Genomic DNA, 16,216 nt, shown 5'->3' on the forward strand with positions numbered 1-16,216 from the left:
ACTGGGGAGAGAGACGGTCATGAAACTCTATTCGCGGCCGTTGTCGCCCTACTCTTCGATCGTGCGGGCGCTGGCCTATATCAAGGACGTCCCGCTCAAGATCATCGCGCCACCGCCGGGTTTTCCGATCCCCGAAGAATTTCGCGCCATCTCGCCGATGAACCGGATTCCGGTGCTGATCACCGGCTCGGGCGAAACGATCGTCGAGTCGGTGGTGATCGCCGAATATCTCGAGGAACGCTTTCCGGAACCGGCACTGCTGCCCGCTGATTCCAGGGATCGCGCTCTGGTGCGCATGTTCGCACGCATCACCGATCTCGATGTGCTTGCGCCGACTATGAAGCTTTTCGAACTGCATTTCATGCCTGAGCGCAACAATGCCGAGATCGAAGCCCAATTCGCCCGCCTGCACCACGGGCTGGCGGCGATCGAGGCGCGCATGGCGCAAGGCCCCTTCGCGCTCGGCGACGAAATCAGTTTCGCCGACGCCTGGCTGACGCCGACGCGCTTCATCTTCAACAATTTCCGCGCCATGACAGGCCGCCACGACCTGCTCGACGCCTATCCCAAATTCGATGCCTATGAGCAGATCGCCCTGCAGCATCCGGCATTGTCGCGTGTATGGGGCGAGATGACCGACGGCCTGAAAATCTTTCTGTCCGAACTCGAGATGGGTGCCGCTTGATCAAGAGCAAGACGATCGCCTTCGTTGCCGCGGCGGGCTTTGCCCTGGCGTCGTGCCAATCGAGCCCGAAGAGCACGCCCGTGGCCTCGGGCAAGAGTGCGGCGCTGCTGGCCATGGAACAGGTGGCGATCGCGGCCCACAAATGCTGGATCGCCAGCAAGGACCCGGCCTTCAGGCAATATCAGATGGCCAATGAGCTGAACTCGTTCAGCGGCACGCCGCGCTTCCTGCTGGTGCCGGCCAAGCACTATGGCGGCAAGCCGTTGCTGGTCGTGCAGGCGCAAGGCAATTCGAGCCGTGTCGACGTGTTCGGACCGCTGATGAACGACCCGCTTGGCGCACGCATCGGGGCCGACATCGCCCGCTGGCAGGCCGGCAACCCGGCCTGTGCGGCAACTGCCTAGCCCATCGGCCGCTTCCTCGACGTCGCCAAGAACGGTGCAGCCAGTGTTGCCATGGCGGCGCTGGCCGTCACAGCGATGTTTCTGATGATCTGCGTTGTCGCCGTTTTCGTCGATCATGGCGTTGCACGTCTGCGGACCAAGAGTGTCCGCTAAGACCAGCCTACTCCCAGAAAGGCCTGATGGCCTCACGGTGGGCATCGCATCGGGAGATGCCGATGTCCTTGAGCTGATCGTCGGTCATCTCCAGCAACGCCAGCCGGCTGCGGCGGCGCTCCAGCAAATGGTCGATCCATCTGGCTAACGACCTGATCACACGCACCATGCTGCCGACAAAGCCGCGCTGGCCGGACGGGCGTAGCGCCTGGCCTGATAGCTCGGGTCTCGAATGACGGATTGTCGCGATTGTATCCATTTTTATCTACCGGACTTCTCGATTGTACCCCACTCGGGTACGCTACCGATATGTATTGACTCACAATTCGGTGCAATATACAAAATTGTCACCATGACAAGTTGGCTTCCAGACCTCACTGCCGGTTCCGGTCCTCTTTATCAGCGCCTTGCTGACAGCATTGAGTCAGATATCGACCGGGGCGTGATCGATGCCGGCGCGAAACTGCCGCCGCAGCGCGACCTCGCCTATGACATCGGCACCACCGTCGGCACGGTCGGCCGGGCCTACCAATTGCTGCGCGAGCGCGGGCTGGTGAGTGGCGAAGTGGGGCGAGGAACCTATGTGCTCGGCCAGCGTGCCGAAGGCGTGAAGCCGGAGGCCCCCGACGTCAGCGTGGAAGGCACGCGCTATGTCGATGCGCCCAAGGACAAGCTGCGTTTCGACAGCACCGCGGCACCCGATATCGGCCAGGGCGCTGATATCGCCGATGTGTTGTCGCGCACCGCACAGGATCATCCGCACGAAATTTCAAGCTATACGCGCGATTTTCCGGACCGCTGGTATGAAGCCGGCGCCCGCTGGCTGTCGCGCAATTCCTTTCGACCAGCCGCCGACGCCATCGTTCCGACGCTCGGCACCCATGCCGCGGTGATGGGCGCGATCGGTGCGCTGACCACGCCCGGCGACTATGTCGCCTTCGAACACCTCACCTATTCGCAGATATCCCGCAGTGCTGGGCTGATCGGCCGGCGCACCGCGCTGGTGGCATCGGATGACCTAGGCATCGATCCCGACGATTTCGAGCGCGTCTGCGCGCAAAAGCATCCCAGGATGATCTTCCTGATGCCGACCGCGCAGAATCCGACACTGGCGACACTGTCGGCCGCGCGCCGCGAGGCGATGGCGCGGGTTGCACGCGACTACAATGTCGTCATGATCGAGGACGACCTTTACGGCAACCTGACCGACGATCCGACACCGCTGCTGGCCGAATTCGCCCCCGAACGCACCATCGTTGCCGGCGGCCTGTCGAAATCGGTGGCGGCCGGCATGCGCGGCGGCTGGCTCGCCTGCCCGCCCGCCTATCGCCACCGTATCCGCGTCGCCCACAAGATGATGACCGGCGGCATGCCCTTCCTGCTGGCCGAGGTGAATGCCCGTCTGGTGCTTTCGGGACAGGCCAGCGATATCCGCAAGCGCAGCATCGCCGAAATCAGCGCCCGCATCGCGATCGTTCGCGAAACCTTGGCCGGCTTCGCGTTCAAGTCACACGACAAGGTGCCCTTTGTCTGGCTTACCCTGCCCGACCCCTGGCTTTCCGGCACCTTCAAGAACGCCTGCCTGGAACACGGCGTGCTGATCGACGACGAGGACGAGTTCAAGGCCGGCCGCTCGGAACAGGTCTTTCATGGCGTCCGTTTCGGTGTTTCGCAGCCGAGACGGCGTGGTGACGTCGCCGGCGCCGTTGCGGTCATCAGGCGCCTCCTCGATGAGGGCCGCGCGGGCTACGACAGCTTCTCCTGAACCGCGAAGCGCTTCGGAAGCCAACCATCGCCTCCCTGTGGCTATGTCAGGTTTTCGTGCGTTTTCGCCAACCGACGGGTGTATCGGCCGCAAAGCTTGCGATAAGAGGGGACTCAAAATCCCCGTTCCATGGACATACATCCCCGCCCATGACCATTTCCAATTCCGTGCCGATCACTCCAGAACTCATCGCCGCCCATGGTCTGAAGCCCGATGAGTATCAGCGCATTCTCGATCTCGTCGGACGCGAGCCGAGCTTCACCGAACTCGGCATCTTCTCGGCGATGTGGAACGAGCACTGCTCATACAAATCCTCGAAGAAATGGCTGCGCACGCTGCCGACCACCGGGCCGCAGGTCATCCAGGGGCCGGGCGAGAATGCCGGCGTGGTCGACATCGGCGACGGCGACTGCGTCGTCTTCAAGATGGAGAGCCATAACCACCCGTCTTTCATCGAGCCCTACCAGGGCGCGGCGACTGGCGTCGGCGGCATCCTGCGCGATGTCTTCACCATGGGGGCGCGGCCGATCGCGTCGATGAACGCGTTGCGCTTCGGCGCTCCCGACCACGCCAAGACCAGGCATCTCGTCGCCGGCGTGGTTTCCGGCGTCGGCGGCTATGGCAACTCCTTTGGCGTGCCGACGGTCGGCGGCGAAGTCAATTTCGATGCCCGCTACAACGGCAACATCCTGGTCAACGCCTTCGCGGCCGGTCTTGCCAAAACCAATGCCATCTTCCTGTCGGAAGCCAAGGGCGTCGGCCTGCCGGTTGTCTATCTCGGCGCCAAGACCGGCCGCGATGGCGTCGGCGGCGCCACCATGGCGTCGGCGGAATTCGACGACAAGATCGACGAGAAGCGCCCGACCGTGCAGGTCGGCGACCCCTTCACCGAAAAATGCCTGCTGGAGGCTTGCCTCGAGCTGATGGCCTCCGGCGCCGTCATCGCCATCCAGGACATGGGTGCCGCGGGGCTCACCTGTTCGGCGGTCGAGATGGGCGCCAAGGGCGACCTTGGCATCGAGCTCGACCTCGACAAGGTGCCGGTGCGCGAAGAGCGCATGAGCGCCTACGAGATGATGCTGTCGGAAAGCCAGGAGCGCATGCTGATGGTGCTGCGCCCCGAAAGGGAAAAGGAAGCCGAGGCGATCTTCCACAAATGGGGCCTCGACTTCGCCATTGTCGGCAAGACTACCGACGATTTGCGTTTCCGTGTATTGCATCAAGGTGATCAGGTCGCCGACCTGCCAATCAAGGATCTCGGCGACAAGGCGCCGGAATACGACCGTCCCTGGATCGAACCCAAGAAGCCGGCGCCGCTTGCCGCCAACGATATTCCGCAGGCCGATGTCGCCGAGGCACTGCTGAAGCTGCTCGGCGGACCGGATCTTTCGTCGCGCCGCTGGGTCTGGGAACAATACGACACGCTGATCCAGGGCAATTCGCTGCAGCTTCCCGGCGGCGATGCCGGCGTGGTGCGCGTCGAGGGCCATCCGACCAAGGCGCTCGCCTTCTCGTCCGACGTCACGCCGCGCTATTGCGAAGCCGATCCCTACGAGGGCGGCAAGCAGGCGGTGGCCGAGTGCTGGCGCAATCTCACAGCCACCGGCGCGTTGCCGCTGGCCGCCACCGACAACCTCAATTTCGGCAATCCGGAGCGACCCGAGATCATGGGCCAGCTGGTCGGCGCGGTGAAAGGCATCGGCGACGCCTGCCGGGCACTCGGCTTCCCGATCGTTTCTGGCAACGTCTCGCTCTACAACGAGACCAATGGCCAGGGCATCCTGCCGACGCCGACCATCGGTGGCGTCGGCCTGATCGCCGACTGGTCGAAAATGGTGCGGATCGGCTTCGCGGCCGAGGGCCAGATGATCCTGCTGGTCGGTGCTCCCGCTTCCTGGGGCACGCATCTTGGCCAGTCCGTCTATTTCAGAGACATCCATGGCCGCACCGACGGCCCGCCGCCGCCGGTCGACCTCGAGCACGAGAGGCGCGTCGGTGACCATGTGCGTTCGCTGATCGCGTCCGGCATCGTCACGGCGGCGCATGATGTTTCGGACGGCGGCATTGCGGTCGCCTTGGCCGAAATGGCGATGGCGTCGGGGATCGGCGCGACCGTTCCCGGACTGGTCGGCACCGATCCGATACCGGTCTGGTTCGGCGAGGATCAGGGCCGCTATCTCTTGACGCTGTCGATCGATCCACATGGCCAGCAATGGGACGCCATCCGCAAGCAGCAGGGCGAACTCGGCATCTTCGCGCCCTGGATCGGCTCGACCGGCGGCGCCGCGCTGAAGCTCGGTGACGCCAGGGCGATCCCGGTCAGCGCGTTGACCGCCGCGCATGAGGGCTGGTTCCCGCGCTTCATGGACCAGGCCAGTTGACGAGGCTGGCCGCCCGGGCGCTGCTCGCAGCTGTCTTCTGGCCGTCGCTGTTCTTCTTCTGGTTCCTCGGGCCGTTCGGTTTCTTCCTGCTCTCGACAACCTCGAGCGAGGTTTGTCCGAGGCTGGAAACGCGCGCCGAATTTCTTGCCGCGGCCAACGGCACACTTCCGATGCTGGTGCTGCAGGACCTCATCTACGCGGTTCCGATCATTTGCCTGGTGCTTTGGACCCGGCTTCTGCCGGACAACACGCGAACAGGTCAGGTCGTCACCTGCATCAAGCTTTTCGCCGTCGCGGCCGTGCTGGGGGCATTGTGGGAATATGGCTCTTCCCTTGTCTGCGATGGCTACGGCCAGCCGTTCTTCTCGCCCGCCTGGCGGATGACCGGCTACCTGCCGATCGCCAATCTGGCGGTGAACCTTCCCCTCTATGTGCTGGTCTTCAGCCTTGGCCGTACCTTCTCGATGCGCGATGACGAGCCTGCGGACGATGCGATCCATCACGATGAGAATGCCTCGTAGCCGACAATCGCTCCGATGGCGGACGGAACGGCTTCAATCCCGGCCGGAAAGGCTTTAGGTTTACCCCGACTCTCATCGCACGAGCGGCCAAGTCGCCGCCCGCCCGAAACAGGAAATTCTGCAATGGCAATGGACGCCCGCGACATTGAAAAACTGATCAAGGACGGCATACCGGATGCCCGCGTGACGATCCGCGATCTCGCCGGCGATGGCGATCATTACGCCGCCGAAGTCGTGGCCGAAAGCTTTCGCGGCAAGAGCCGCGTCCAGCAGCACCAGATGGTCTATGACGCGCTGAAGGGCAATATGGGCGGCGTGCTGCATGCATTGGCGCTGCAGACAAGCGTTCCCGACTGAGGATCAACCAACTCGACACCCGCTTGGCCCAAAACGGCCCACTCTTTGCGCCATTTCGGCCCCGGCGCGGCTAATGTCTTGTTTCGGGCAACCTATGGGTTTATCTGAAGGACATGCTTCGAGCCTGACTCCCACAGGCGTGAAAGGATCCTCCATGAGCGGCATCAACGACTACATCGACAATGAAGTGAAGAGCAACGACGTCGTCCTTTTCATGAAGGGCACGCCCGGTTTTCCGCAGTGCGGTTTTTCCGGCCAGGTCGTCCAGATCCTCGACTATATCGGCGCCGACTATAAAGGCGTGAACGTTCTGGACTCGGCTGAACTGCGCCAGGGCATCAAGGACTACTCCAACTGGCCGACGATCCCGCAGCTCTACGTCAAGGGCGAATTCGTCGGCGGCTGCGACATCGTGCGCGAGATGTTCCAGGCCGGCGAGTTGCAGGACTTCCTGGTCGAGAAGGGCGTGAGCGTCAAAGGCGCCGCCTGATTTCGGTTTCGGGCATGTCGGAACGACTGCGCCGAGCACCGGGGCGGCCCCACCTCGGCAATTTTTTTGTCCCTGACGTCGTATATCCCTAACGTCGGGACCAAGACGAGCCAATGCGCCGGCCCGCCGGCGCGTTTTCGTTTGAGAGATTGGACTTGCCGTGGACCAGCAATCGATAGCGCCGCAACGGGCAAGCAAAGTGCCCATTCCGCGCTGGGAGTTCATTGCGCTTTGCGCGGCGCTGATGGCGCTCAATTCACTGGCCATCGACATCATGCTGCCGGCGCTGCAGCAGATCGGCGCCTCGCTCGGCGTCGAGAATGAAAATCACCGGCAATATGTCGTCACCGCTTATATTCTGGGCTTTGGCGGCGGCCAGCTCTTCTTCGGCCCGATCTCGGACCGTTACGGACGCCGCTCGCCACTGGTCGCCGGCCTGATCATCTACGTGGCGGCGGCCGCCGCGGCCGCCATTGCGCCAAGTTTCGAAACCCTTCTGCTTTGCCGTGCCGTGCAGGGCGTTGGTGCAGCCGCCACCCGCGTGATCGCCGTTTCGATCGTGCGCGACACGTTCGAAGGCCGGCGTATGGCCGAAGTGATGTCGCTAATCTTCATGGTGTTCATGGCGATACCGGTCATTGCTCCCGGCATCGGTCAGTTCATCATGCTGTTCGCGACCTGGCATTGGATCTTCGTCACCATGGCCATCGGCGCCTTGATCGTCTCGGCATGGTCGCTGCTGCGCCTGCCCGAAACGCTGCATCCCGAATATCGCCGGACGCTAACGGTCTCCTCCATCCTCGGCGGCTTCCGCATCGTGCTCACCAACCGCATCGCGCTCTGCTATGCCTTTGCCAGTACTTTCATTTTCGGCGCCATGTTCGGCTTCATTGCCTCGGCGCAGCAAATCTACGTCAATATCTTCAACGTCGGCGAGATGTTCCCAGTGATCTTCGCCGGGGTCGCTGGCGTGCTCGCCTTCTCCAACTACCTTAACTCGCGTCTCGTGGGCCGGATCGGCATGCGCCGCCTGTCGCAGAGCGCGCTGCTGCTGTTTCTGGTCATCAGCCTGGCGTGGCTGGTCGTTTCGCTGGAAACGAAGATGCCGCTTTGGCTGTTCATCACCTTCTTTGCCGGCGCCATGCTTCCGTTCGGTGCGCTTGGCGCCAATTTCAACGCGTTGGCCATGGAGCCGCTCGGTCAATTGGCCGGCACGGCGTCGTCAATCCTGGGTTTCATGCAGACGTTTCTTGGCGGCATTCTCGGTACGCTGATCGGTCAAGCTTTCAACGGAACGGTGACGCCGCTTGCCGCCGGCTTCTGCAGCGTCTCGGTCGCGGCGCTGTTGATGATTCTTCTTGCCGAGCGCGGCAAGATGTTCCAGCCACACAACCCACCCGTTTCAGGGCACATCACCGACCTGCATTGAATTGTCGTTTGCGCGTGTCGTTGTCCCAAGCCACGGCACACTCTGGGCGACACGCTTTCGAGCGAGATGCATCAGGATGAGCCTACGAGGGCCGCCGTAAAGCGAGGGGCAAGCATACGTCCTGCGATTGCCTCGCCCATGCTGTCTGAAACGGGCAACGGCAAGGCCTTGTCGAGAGCCTCGATAATGGAAGCGACGAAGGCGCGGCTGAGCGCGTCGTCGCTTCCCAGTTTGGAGTAGGTGGCGCGAGGTTTGCCAATCAGCGTACCGTTTCGGCGAAGCGAAAACCGCAATGTCAGGGACATGCCTGCTGTTCCAGGCGGCGGCTGCCAACAAGCGAAGATCGCGGCGGACATCTCCTTTATCGTATCGACAGGATCGGGACTGCGGCATGGGCGCTGCTGCGATCTCGCCTGGTTGGAGCCAACAACCAAGGTGATGGCGAGGGCTGCTGCAACAATCGTGGACCGAGACTTCATCTACGGAACCCTCTCGATTGGCATGAGATTGCATCAATCTGTCGGTCGCACAACCCGGTCGATCCTACTCCGCCCAGAGCTCGCGGCGTAGCTCCTGCCAGCTTTCCTTGTCCGGCGCCACCAGCAGGCCGCCCCCGACATGCGCCGGCAGATAGGCGCTGCCGTCGAAACGCGCGGCATGGCCGCCGGCTTCGGCATGGATCAGCACACCGGCGAGATGATCCCAGGGCATCAGCTTGTTGTAGACGACGAAATGGCCGTGGCCGCTTGCCAGCAGGCGGTATTCATGCGCGGCGCAGCGATAGTTGAATTGCGACAGCGTCTTGGTCTGGTTGCAGGCCAGTCGCGTGCGCTCGGGGTCCGCCATGTACTGCCAGGAGACCGCACCGGTCATCTGTGAAATCGGCGCGGGCGCGGCAACCCGCACGTTCTCCAGCGCGCCGTGTGCGTGGCGGATATGGCTGCCGGCACCCTTGGCGCCGATCAGCCAGTCCTTGCCGACTGGATCGTGGATGATGCCGGCGACCGTCTCCCCCTTGACCGCGACGCCAAGCATCACGCCGAACAGAGGCACGCCGGATGCAAAGTTGAACGTGCCGTCGACCGGGTCGATGACGAAAGCCAGATCGGCATCGCCCAGACCGTCGAGCAGTCCTGGATTGTCCGAACAGGCTTCCTCGCCGATGACCATGGCCGAAGGATAACGCTGGCGCAGCCGCGCGGTGATCAGCCGTTCGGCATTGACATCGGCCTCCGTGACCAGGTCGGCGGCCGAAGTCTTCTGGCGGATGTCGCCATCGCCCAACCGGCGAAAGCGGGGCATGATTTCGATGTCGGCCGCCTCGGCCAGCAGGCTGGCCAGCCAGTCGATGGCGTTATCATCAAATGTCATCGGAAGCGTCTTGTTCTGTGATGAGGGTTTGGTTCAGGGCGGCAAAATCGAACAGGTTCCTGTCAAGCAGATGCGATGGTCGGGTGTTGGACAGCGCGCGGATCATCGTGTCCTTGCGGCCGGGCATGCGTCTTTCTATGTCCTCCAGCATCGCCTTCATGGCGTTGCGCTGGAGGCCTTCCTGGCTGCCGCAGAGGTCACAGGGAATGATCGGAAACCGCATCGCCGCTGCGAATTTCTCGAGATCTGCTTCGGCGCAGTAGCTCAGCGGCCGCAGCACCATGACGTCGCCGTCGTCGTTGAGAAGCTTTGGCGGCATGGCGGCGAGCCGGCCGCCATGGAACAGGTTCATGAAGAAGGTTTCGAGGATGTCCTCGCGGTGGTGGCCAAGCACCAGCGCCGAGCATCCCTCCTCGCGCGCGATGCGATAGAGATGGCCGCGCCGCAGCCGCGAGCAGAGCGAGCAATAGGTGCTGCCTTGCGGCAGCTTATCGGTGACGACTGAATAGGTGTCCCGGTATTCGATGCGGTGCGCGATACCATTGGCATTGAGATAATCGGGCAGGATGTGCTTGGGAAAATTCGGCTGGCCCTGGTCGAGATTGCAGGCCAGCAGTTCGACCGGCAGCAGACCACGCCATTTGAGATCGAGCAGCATTGCGAGCAGCCCGTAGGAATCCTTGCCGCCCGACAGCGCGACCAGCCAGCGCTCGCCCGGCTTGACCATCGAAAAATCCTCGATCGCCTGACGAGTCAGCCGCAGCAGCCGCTTGCGCAACTTGTTGAACTCGACCGAGGACGGCACATCGGCAAACAGCGGGTGGGAGCCGCCTTCGGCGATTGGTTCAAGCGTCTCGATGTCTGGCTGCATGTTCATGGCGCGGCGGCCCCGGAATGTGACGTCCGCACGCATTAGCGCATCGGTCGGAAAATCGAAACGCCAAAGCGGATGAGCGAAACAAAAAGGCCGCCTCGGGGGCGGCCTTTCGATGGCATGGCAAAGGATGTTCGCTTAGCGCGAATAGAATTCGACGACCAGGTTCGGCTCCATCTGGACGGCGAACGGAACGTCCGACAGGCCCGGGATACGCCCGAAGGTCGCGACCATCTTGTTATGATCGACCTCGATGTAATCAGGCACATCGCGCTCGGCGAGTGCGACCGATTCCAGAACGATCACCAACTGCTTCGACTTCTCGCGCACTTCGACGACGTCGCCCGGCTTGCAACGGTACGAGCCGATGTTGACGCGCTTGCCGTTGACGTTGATGTGGCCGTGGTTGACGAACTGACGGGCGGCAAAAATGGTCGGCACGAACTTGGCACGGTAGACGACCGCGTCGAGACGCGACTCGAGCAGGCCGATCAGGTTCTCCGAGGTATCGCCCTTGCGGCGGTCGGCCTCTTCATAGACCTTGCGGAACTGCTTTTCCGAAACGTCGCCATAGTGACCCTTCAGCTTCTGCTTTGCGCGCAGCTGCAGGCCGAAGTCGGAAAGTTTGCCCTTGCGGCGCTGGCCATGCTGGCCGGGGCCGTATTCACGCTTGTTGACCGGGGACTTCGGGCGGCCCCAGATATTTTCGCCAAGACGGCGGTCGATCTTGTACTTCGCGGATTCGCGCTTGCTCATCGCATTCCCTTTCAAAACAACACACCCGGAACCTCATGGTCCGGGTGAAGGAAACGCGCCCTCCTCTGGCCTCCGTTTTCGAGACCTGACAGGGTTTTCCCACGCAACGCGGCGGAAAACCCACGGGACACGTCAGTTCAAACAAGACCAGAGACAACCAGGGTGACTGATCTTGCGTATACAAACAAACACCGGACATCGCTGCCCGGCGTTGGCGGCTGATTAAACCGAGATTTAACCGGTGTCAAGCTTATGACTGGCACCAGGCAGGACAACGATATAGCGTTTCACGCGTTGATGCAGTGCCGGATGTGGCGGGAGGTTGTTGCGCCAACGGCACCAGGAAGGGACTGGAGCGAGAGGAGCGCAATTCTTATGAAGAAATTCTTCCTTACCCTGGCAGGCGCCGCGGTGCTTGCGGGTTCGATGGCGGTGGCACCGGAACCGGCAATGGCCCGCCACTGGCACGGGCATAAACAGGTCTGCCGCGTCATCGTGAAGAAGAGGGTGGTGTGGCGGCATGGTCACCGCCGGGTGATCGTCGAAAGGGTGCGGCGCTGCCACCGTTGGTAGCCTAGCCGAGAATTTTAGCCTCTGACACGAAGCCCGCGGTGCGCTGCGGGCTTTGGTCTGTTCGGGCTACGTCCTTCAAATGCAGCCGACAGGATTTCAGTGTTTCGACTTCTTCTCGGGAAGTCCCTTGCGCTTCGTTTCGGCGAACTCCTCGAGCTGCTTCTCGCTCATGGAATCGTACATCCCCTTGGAAGCGCCCTTGAGTTCGCTCTTTTTCGTCTCGCCGCGCTTGGCGGAGAGTGCGGCTCCGGCGGCTTTTTGCTGGGCTTTCGAGGTGGCTGGCATGGCCGTTCTCCTTCATCGTCCTGTCGGAGAAAACGCAACGCACACGCCAATGTTCCGCAGATCAGGCGACCGCCAGTCCGAACCCCTGCATGAGGCGGCTGACGGCGAAATCCGCCTTTCCGGAGGTAAAGATGGCGATATCAGGCTCGCCCTGCGGCAGCGACCCATCAAGCGGCGTCAGCAGCGAAAGGGCTCGCCGGGCGATCGCTTCGGCCGGATCGATCCAGTCGACCGGCCATGGCGCGGTCTTGCGCATGCGGTTGACCAGAAACGGGTAATGCGTGCAGGCCAGCACCACGATGTCGGTCCTGAGACCGTCATGTTCCATGAAGCAGGGCGCGATCTCGGCGCGCACGGCCTCCTCGTCGACAAAGCCCTCGCGCATATAGGCTTCGGCAAGCCCCGCCAGCCTGTCGCTGCCGACCAGACGGACATGGCATTTCTGTGCCCATTTGCTGATCAGGTCGCGCGTGTACTGCCGCTTCACCGTTCCGGGTGTCGCAAGCACCGAGACCAGGCCCGAACGCGTGCGCTCAGCCGCCGGCTTCACCGCCGGCACGGTGCCGACAAAGGGATGGCCAGGAAATCTGTCGCGTAGCGCATCGATCACCAGTGTCGAGGCGGTGTTGCAGGCGATAACGGAAATCGCCGGCGCAAACCGGTCGAGCAGTCTGGCAAAGAGATCGAGTATGTGGGTCCGCAGCGCCGGCTCTTCCCAGGCACCGAAAGGAAAGGCCGCATCGTCCGCGACATAGATGAAGCGCCGGTCCGGCATCAGGACGCGTGCCTCGCGCAGCACTGTCAGCCCGCCGACGCCGGAATCGAACATCAGGATCGGCCGGTCAGTCATTGTCGGTTCCCTTGCCACCCAGCGGCGGCGTGTCGTTGTCGCCGCCATTGGCGTCGGGCGCCGGACGATCGACATCCGCCTTGCGCGCGCGTGCAGCCGCGGCAGGCAATCGTCTCGGATCGTCGCCCGGAGAGCCGTCGCCGCGCGGCATGGCCGGTGAAAACCTGTCGAGGGAGGAAATCATACCGCGCAGCACCTTCAGTTCCGGCTCGGCGAAGCCAGCCCGCGTCAGCACTGCGCGCAGATTGTCGACCATCTTCGGCTTCTTCGGTGCCGGGCGGAAGTAGCCGCGCGCTTCGAGCGCGCCCTCCAGATAGGCGAACAGGCCGTGCAGTTCTTCCTTGCTTGCCGGCTTCATGTCCGGACCCGCAAAGTTGGTTTTGGTCTCGTCTTCCAGGCCGGACTTCATCCACTCGTAGGACATCAGCAAGGCCGCCTGGGCGATGTTGAGGGAGGAGAAATCAGGATCGACCGGAAAGGTGACGATCTCGTCGGCGAGGCCAACCTCGTCATTGTAGAGGCCGAAGCGCTCGCGGCCGAACAGGATGCCTGTGCGCTGCCCCATTCCGTGACGGGCGCGCAGCACCCTGCCCGCCTCCACAGGGCCGCGCACGGCTTTGAAGCCATCCCGCTGCCTGGCCGTGGTCGCGAAAACAAAGTTCAGGTCGGCAAGCGCCGAGGCCAGATCGTCGAACACGGTGACTGCATCGATGACATGGTCGGCGCGGCTGGCGGCGGCGCGCGCCTTCTCGCTCGGCCAGCCGTCGCGCGGATTGACCAGGCGAAGTTCGGACAGGCCGAAATTGGCCATGGCGCGGGCGACCATGCCGATGTTCTCGCCGAGCTGCGGCTCGACGAGGATGATCGCCGGACAGGCGGCTGAAGCGTTATCGGGATCTTTGGTGACGGGCATGATTGTCAATGAACTGCTGTTTGCGGCATTTCAGCGTCCCCTGCCATATTCGGTCGCGAAAATGAAGCATTCGCAAATGGCGACCGCCCAAGCTCCAATTCGTGACCGATCGCCGTTTGCGCGGCCAAAAGCGCTTTGATATACGGGCGGCATCCCCCGGCCGAATGCCATGCTGGCAAGGCCGTTCATTCCCAGCAACGAGGCATTCTTTCCATGGCGAAGATCAAGGTGGCGAACCCGGTCGTCGAACTCGACGGCGACGAGATGACCCGCATCATCTGGCAGTTCATCAAGGACAAGCTGATCCACCCTTATCTCGACCTGAAGCTCGAATATTACGACCTCGGCATCGAGCACCGTGACGCTACCAACGACCAGGTGACCATCGATTCGGCTAACGCCATCAAGAAATACGGTGTCGGCGTGAAATGCGCGACGATCACCCCCGACGAGCAGCGCGTCGAGGAATTCAAGCTGAAGAAGATGTGGAAGTCGCCGAACGGCACCATCCGCAACATCCTCGGCGGCACCATCTTCCGCGAGCCGATCATCATGAAGAACGTGCCGCGCCTGGTACCCGGCTGGACCAAGCCGATCATCGTCGGCCGTCACGCTTTCGGCGACCAGTACCGCGCCACCGATTTCCGCTTCCCCGGCAAGGGCAAGCTGACGATCAAGTTCGTCGGCGAGGACGGCCACGTGATCGAGCATGACGTGTTCGACGCGCCTGGCGCCGGTGTCGCCATGGCCATGTACAATCTCGACGAGTCGATACGCGAATTTGCCCGCGCCTCGCTGAATTACGGCCTGCTGCGCAACTATCCGGTCTATTTGTCTACCAAGAACACCATCCTCAAGGCCTATGACGGCCGCTTCAAGGACATCTTCCAGGAGGTCTACGAAACCGAATTCGAGGCCGAGTTCAAGGCGAAGAAGCTGTGGTACGAGCATCGCCTGATCGACGACATGGTCGCGTCCAGCCTGAAATGGTCGGGCGGCTATGTCTGGGCCTGCAAGAACTATGATGGCGACGTGCAGTCCGACACGGTGGCGCAGGGTTTCGGCTCGCTCGGCCTGATGACCTCGGTGCTGATGACGCCGGATGGCAAGACGGTCGAAGCGGAAGCCGCGCACGGCACCGTCACCCGCCACTATCGTCAACACCAGAAGGGCGAGGAAACCTCGACCAACTCGATCGCCTCGATCTTCGCCTGGACGCGTGGCCTGGCCCACCGCGCCAAGCTTGACGACAACGCCGAACTGAAGCGTTTTGCCGAGACGCTGGAAAAGGTCTGCATCCAGACCGTCGAGTCCGGTTTCATGACCAAGGACCTGTCGCTGCTGATCGGCCCCGACCAGCCCTGGCTGTCGACCACCGGCTTCCTCGACAAGATCGACGAGAATTTGCAGAAGGCGATGGCGTAGCCCCGAATTTCCACGTGCCGAAGGCTCCGAAAGGAGCCTTCGCTTTTGGCCAACGAGAGCAAAAGCGATGGCTGGCAGCGTGACCAAACCGGTGCTCTACGGCGCGGATTACAGCGTTTACGTACGCATCGCCCGGATAGCGATGGAGGAGAAGGGTATCGACTACGAGCTCGTACCGCTCGACATCTTCGCCGCTGACGGCATTCCGGCGTGGTTTCTCGAACGCCATCCGTTCGGCCGCATTCCGGCTTTCGAGCACGATGGTTTCCGTCTCTTCGAGACCAGTGCGATCGCGCGCTATGTCGACGAGGTGTTCGACGGTCCGGCGCTTCAGCCGGCGGACGCGCGCGGCCGCGCCAGGATGGGCCAGATCATCGGCATGCTTGATGCCTATGCTTATCGGGCCATGGTCTGGGACGTGGCGGTTGAACGGCTGGAAAAGGCAACGCCCGATGAGAACTTGGTCGCCGATGGCCTGCGCCGGGCGGAGACGGTCCTCAAGGTGCTGGCTTCGCTGAAAGCCGAAGGACCATGGCTGCTTGGCGACCAGCTGACGCTGGCCGATCTGCACGCGGCGCCGATTATCGGCTATTTCGTCAAGGTTGCCGAAGGACGCGAGCTGCTCGCCCGTTTCGCTGACATAAGCGACTGGTATGGGCGCATCGCCGCTCGCCGGAGCTTTGCCAGAACCGAGAAGGTCGGCTGATCCGGCGACGGCCGCAATCGTGGTCCCGCCCTCGAAGCAGGCCGATCGCTTGGGGAACCGTCGACGCCAGCGCTGCCCCTCATCGCCCTGCCGGGCACTTCTCCCCGTATAGTGACGGGGAGAAGGATGATGTCATCGATGATTTCGCCAAATCGCCGGCGTTTGCAGAAGAAAGTGCCGAGTGTGCCACAGGTCTCTTCTCCCCGTCACTATACGGGGAGAGCGACTGTCTTGGATTTCAAGCGGGTTGCCATGGTTTTTGGTCCCTGATCATGGCG

General features: G+C 62.4%; 19 protein-coding genes. 11 read left to right on the forward strand and 8 right to left on the reverse strand.

Going from position 1 to position 16,216, the window contains the following annotated elements:
* Positions 1–19: 19 nt before the first annotated feature.
* Positions 20–685 carry a glutathione S-transferase family protein gene (locus FJ930_RS24405; protein WP_141840432.1) on the forward strand — a complete coding sequence of 222 codons (666 nt, stop codon included), beginning with the start codon at positions 20–22 and terminating at the stop codon, positions 683–685.
* Complete coding sequence (locus tag FJ930_RS24410; protein WP_141840433.1) at positions 682–1,089, forward strand: hypothetical protein; 408 nt, start codon at positions 682–684, stop codon at positions 1,087–1,089. The genes FJ930_RS24405 and FJ930_RS24410 overlap by 4 nt, the downstream gene beginning before the upstream one ends.
* A gap of 160 nt (positions 1,090–1,249) precedes the next feature.
* Here the strand turns inward: FJ930_RS24410 and FJ930_RS24415 are convergent, their stop codons facing one another.
* Complete coding sequence (locus tag FJ930_RS24415) at positions 1,250–1,501, reverse strand: DUF1127 domain-containing protein (RefSeq protein ID WP_141840434.1); 252 nt, start codon at positions 1,499–1,501, stop codon at positions 1,250–1,252.
* 93 nt (positions 1,502–1,594) lie between these two features.
* Here FJ930_RS24415 and FJ930_RS24420 point away from each other — a divergent pair, with 93 nt between their 5' ends.
* From FJ930_RS24420 to FJ930_RS24445, 6 genes are all read left to right on the forward strand, one after another.
* A complete protein-coding gene (locus FJ930_RS24420) occupies positions 1,595–3,007 on the forward strand; it encodes a PLP-dependent aminotransferase family protein (RefSeq protein WP_141840435.1) in 1,413 nt (470 codons plus the stop codon).
* A gap of 149 nt (positions 3,008–3,156) precedes the next feature.
* Positions 3,157–5,388 carry a phosphoribosylformylglycinamidine synthase subunit PurL gene (purL, locus tag FJ930_RS24425; RefSeq protein WP_141840436.1) on the forward strand — a complete coding sequence of 744 codons (2,232 nt, stop codon included), beginning with the start codon at positions 3,157–3,159 and terminating at the stop codon, positions 5,386–5,388.
* Positions 5,385–5,909: a hypothetical protein gene (locus FJ930_RS24430; protein ID WP_140738884.1), complete on the forward strand. Its 525-nt coding sequence runs from the start codon at positions 5,385–5,387 to the stop codon at positions 5,907–5,909. Before purL ends, FJ930_RS24430 begins: the two co-directional genes overlap by 4 nt.
* Before the next feature lie 123 nt (positions 5,910–6,032).
* On the forward strand, positions 6,033–6,266 hold the full coding sequence (locus FJ930_RS24435) for a BolA family transcriptional regulator (protein ID WP_056562227.1): 234 nt from the start codon (positions 6,033–6,035) through the stop codon (positions 6,264–6,266).
* 154 nt (positions 6,267–6,420) lie between these two features.
* On the forward strand, positions 6,421–6,756 hold the full coding sequence (gene grxD, locus FJ930_RS24440; RefSeq protein ID WP_095806028.1) for a Grx4 family monothiol glutaredoxin: 336 nt from the start codon (positions 6,421–6,423) through the stop codon (positions 6,754–6,756).
* A gap of 205 nt (positions 6,757–6,961) precedes the next feature.
* The gene (locus FJ930_RS24445) at positions 6,962–8,185 is read left to right on the forward strand and encodes a multidrug effflux MFS transporter (protein ID WP_181176263.1); all 1,224 of its coding nucleotides are present in this window, start codon (positions 6,962–6,964) and stop codon (positions 8,183–8,185) included.
* Between the two features lie 71 nt (positions 8,186–8,256).
* On the opposite strand, the gene FJ930_RS24450 is transcribed toward FJ930_RS24445, so the two are convergent.
* From FJ930_RS24450 to rpsD, 4 genes are all read right to left on the reverse strand, one after another.
* Entirely contained in the window at positions 8,257–8,664 is a 408-nt protein-coding gene (locus FJ930_RS24450) for a hypothetical protein (RefSeq protein WP_141840437.1), read from the reverse strand.
* A gap of 64 nt (positions 8,665–8,728) precedes the next feature.
* Complete coding sequence (locus FJ930_RS24455) at positions 8,729–9,556, reverse strand: inositol monophosphatase family protein (protein WP_141840438.1); 828 nt, start codon at positions 9,554–9,556, stop codon at positions 8,729–8,731.
* Positions 9,546–10,433, reverse strand: coding sequence for a tRNA 2-thiocytidine(32) synthetase TtcA (ttcA, locus tag FJ930_RS24460; RefSeq protein ID WP_141840439.1), 888 nt, complete (start codon positions 10,431–10,433; stop codon positions 9,546–9,548). The genes FJ930_RS24455 and ttcA overlap by 11 nt, the downstream gene beginning before the upstream one ends.
* Before the next feature lie 135 nt (positions 10,434–10,568).
* Complete coding sequence (gene rpsD / locus FJ930_RS24465; protein WP_140609390.1) at positions 10,569–11,186, reverse strand: 30S ribosomal protein S4; 618 nt, start codon at positions 11,184–11,186, stop codon at positions 10,569–10,571.
* A 375-nt stretch (positions 11,187–11,561) separates the two neighbouring features.
* Here rpsD and FJ930_RS24470 point away from each other — a divergent pair, with 375 nt between their 5' ends.
* Entirely contained in the window at positions 11,562–11,759 is a 198-nt protein-coding gene (locus FJ930_RS24470) for a hypothetical protein (RefSeq protein WP_140506376.1), read from the forward strand.
* 96 nt (positions 11,760–11,855) lie between these two features.
* Here FJ930_RS24470 and FJ930_RS24475 read toward each other — a convergent pair whose 3' ends face one another.
* The 3 genes from FJ930_RS24475 to FJ930_RS24485 form a co-directional block, all read right to left on the reverse strand.
* Positions 11,856–12,044, reverse strand: a complete 189-nt coding sequence (locus tag FJ930_RS24475) for a DUF3008 family protein (RefSeq protein ID WP_140738869.1) — start codon at positions 12,042–12,044, stop codon at positions 11,856–11,858.
* Between the two features lie 61 nt (positions 12,045–12,105).
* A complete protein-coding gene (gene murI, locus FJ930_RS24480; RefSeq protein WP_140738866.1) occupies positions 12,106–12,894 on the reverse strand; it encodes a glutamate racemase in 789 nt (262 codons plus the stop codon).
* Positions 12,887–13,807 (reverse strand): RNA methyltransferase, encoded by a 921-nt coding sequence (locus FJ930_RS24485; RefSeq protein WP_141840440.1) that lies wholly within the window; start codon positions 13,805–13,807, stop codon positions 12,887–12,889. The genes murI and FJ930_RS24485 overlap by 8 nt, the downstream gene beginning before the upstream one ends.
* Before the next feature lie 213 nt (positions 13,808–14,020).
* Between FJ930_RS24485 and FJ930_RS24490 the strand changes: the two genes are divergently transcribed.
* Both FJ930_RS24490 and FJ930_RS24495 read left to right on the forward strand, forming a co-directional pair.
* Positions 14,021–15,232 carry an NADP-dependent isocitrate dehydrogenase gene (locus FJ930_RS24490; RefSeq protein ID WP_141840441.1) on the forward strand — a complete coding sequence of 404 codons (1,212 nt, stop codon included), beginning with the start codon at positions 14,021–14,023 and terminating at the stop codon, positions 15,230–15,232.
* A gap of 67 nt (positions 15,233–15,299) precedes the next feature.
* Complete coding sequence (locus FJ930_RS24495; RefSeq protein ID WP_181763459.1) at positions 15,300–15,938, forward strand: glutathione S-transferase family protein; 639 nt, start codon at positions 15,300–15,302, stop codon at positions 15,936–15,938.
* Positions 15,939–16,216 lie beyond the last annotated feature (278 nt).

Source organism: Mesorhizobium sp. B2-4-15, assembly GCF_006658505.1.
In the GTDB taxonomy this organism is placed as follows: Bacteria; Pseudomonadota; Alphaproteobacteria; order Rhizobiales; family Rhizobiaceae; genus Mesorhizobium.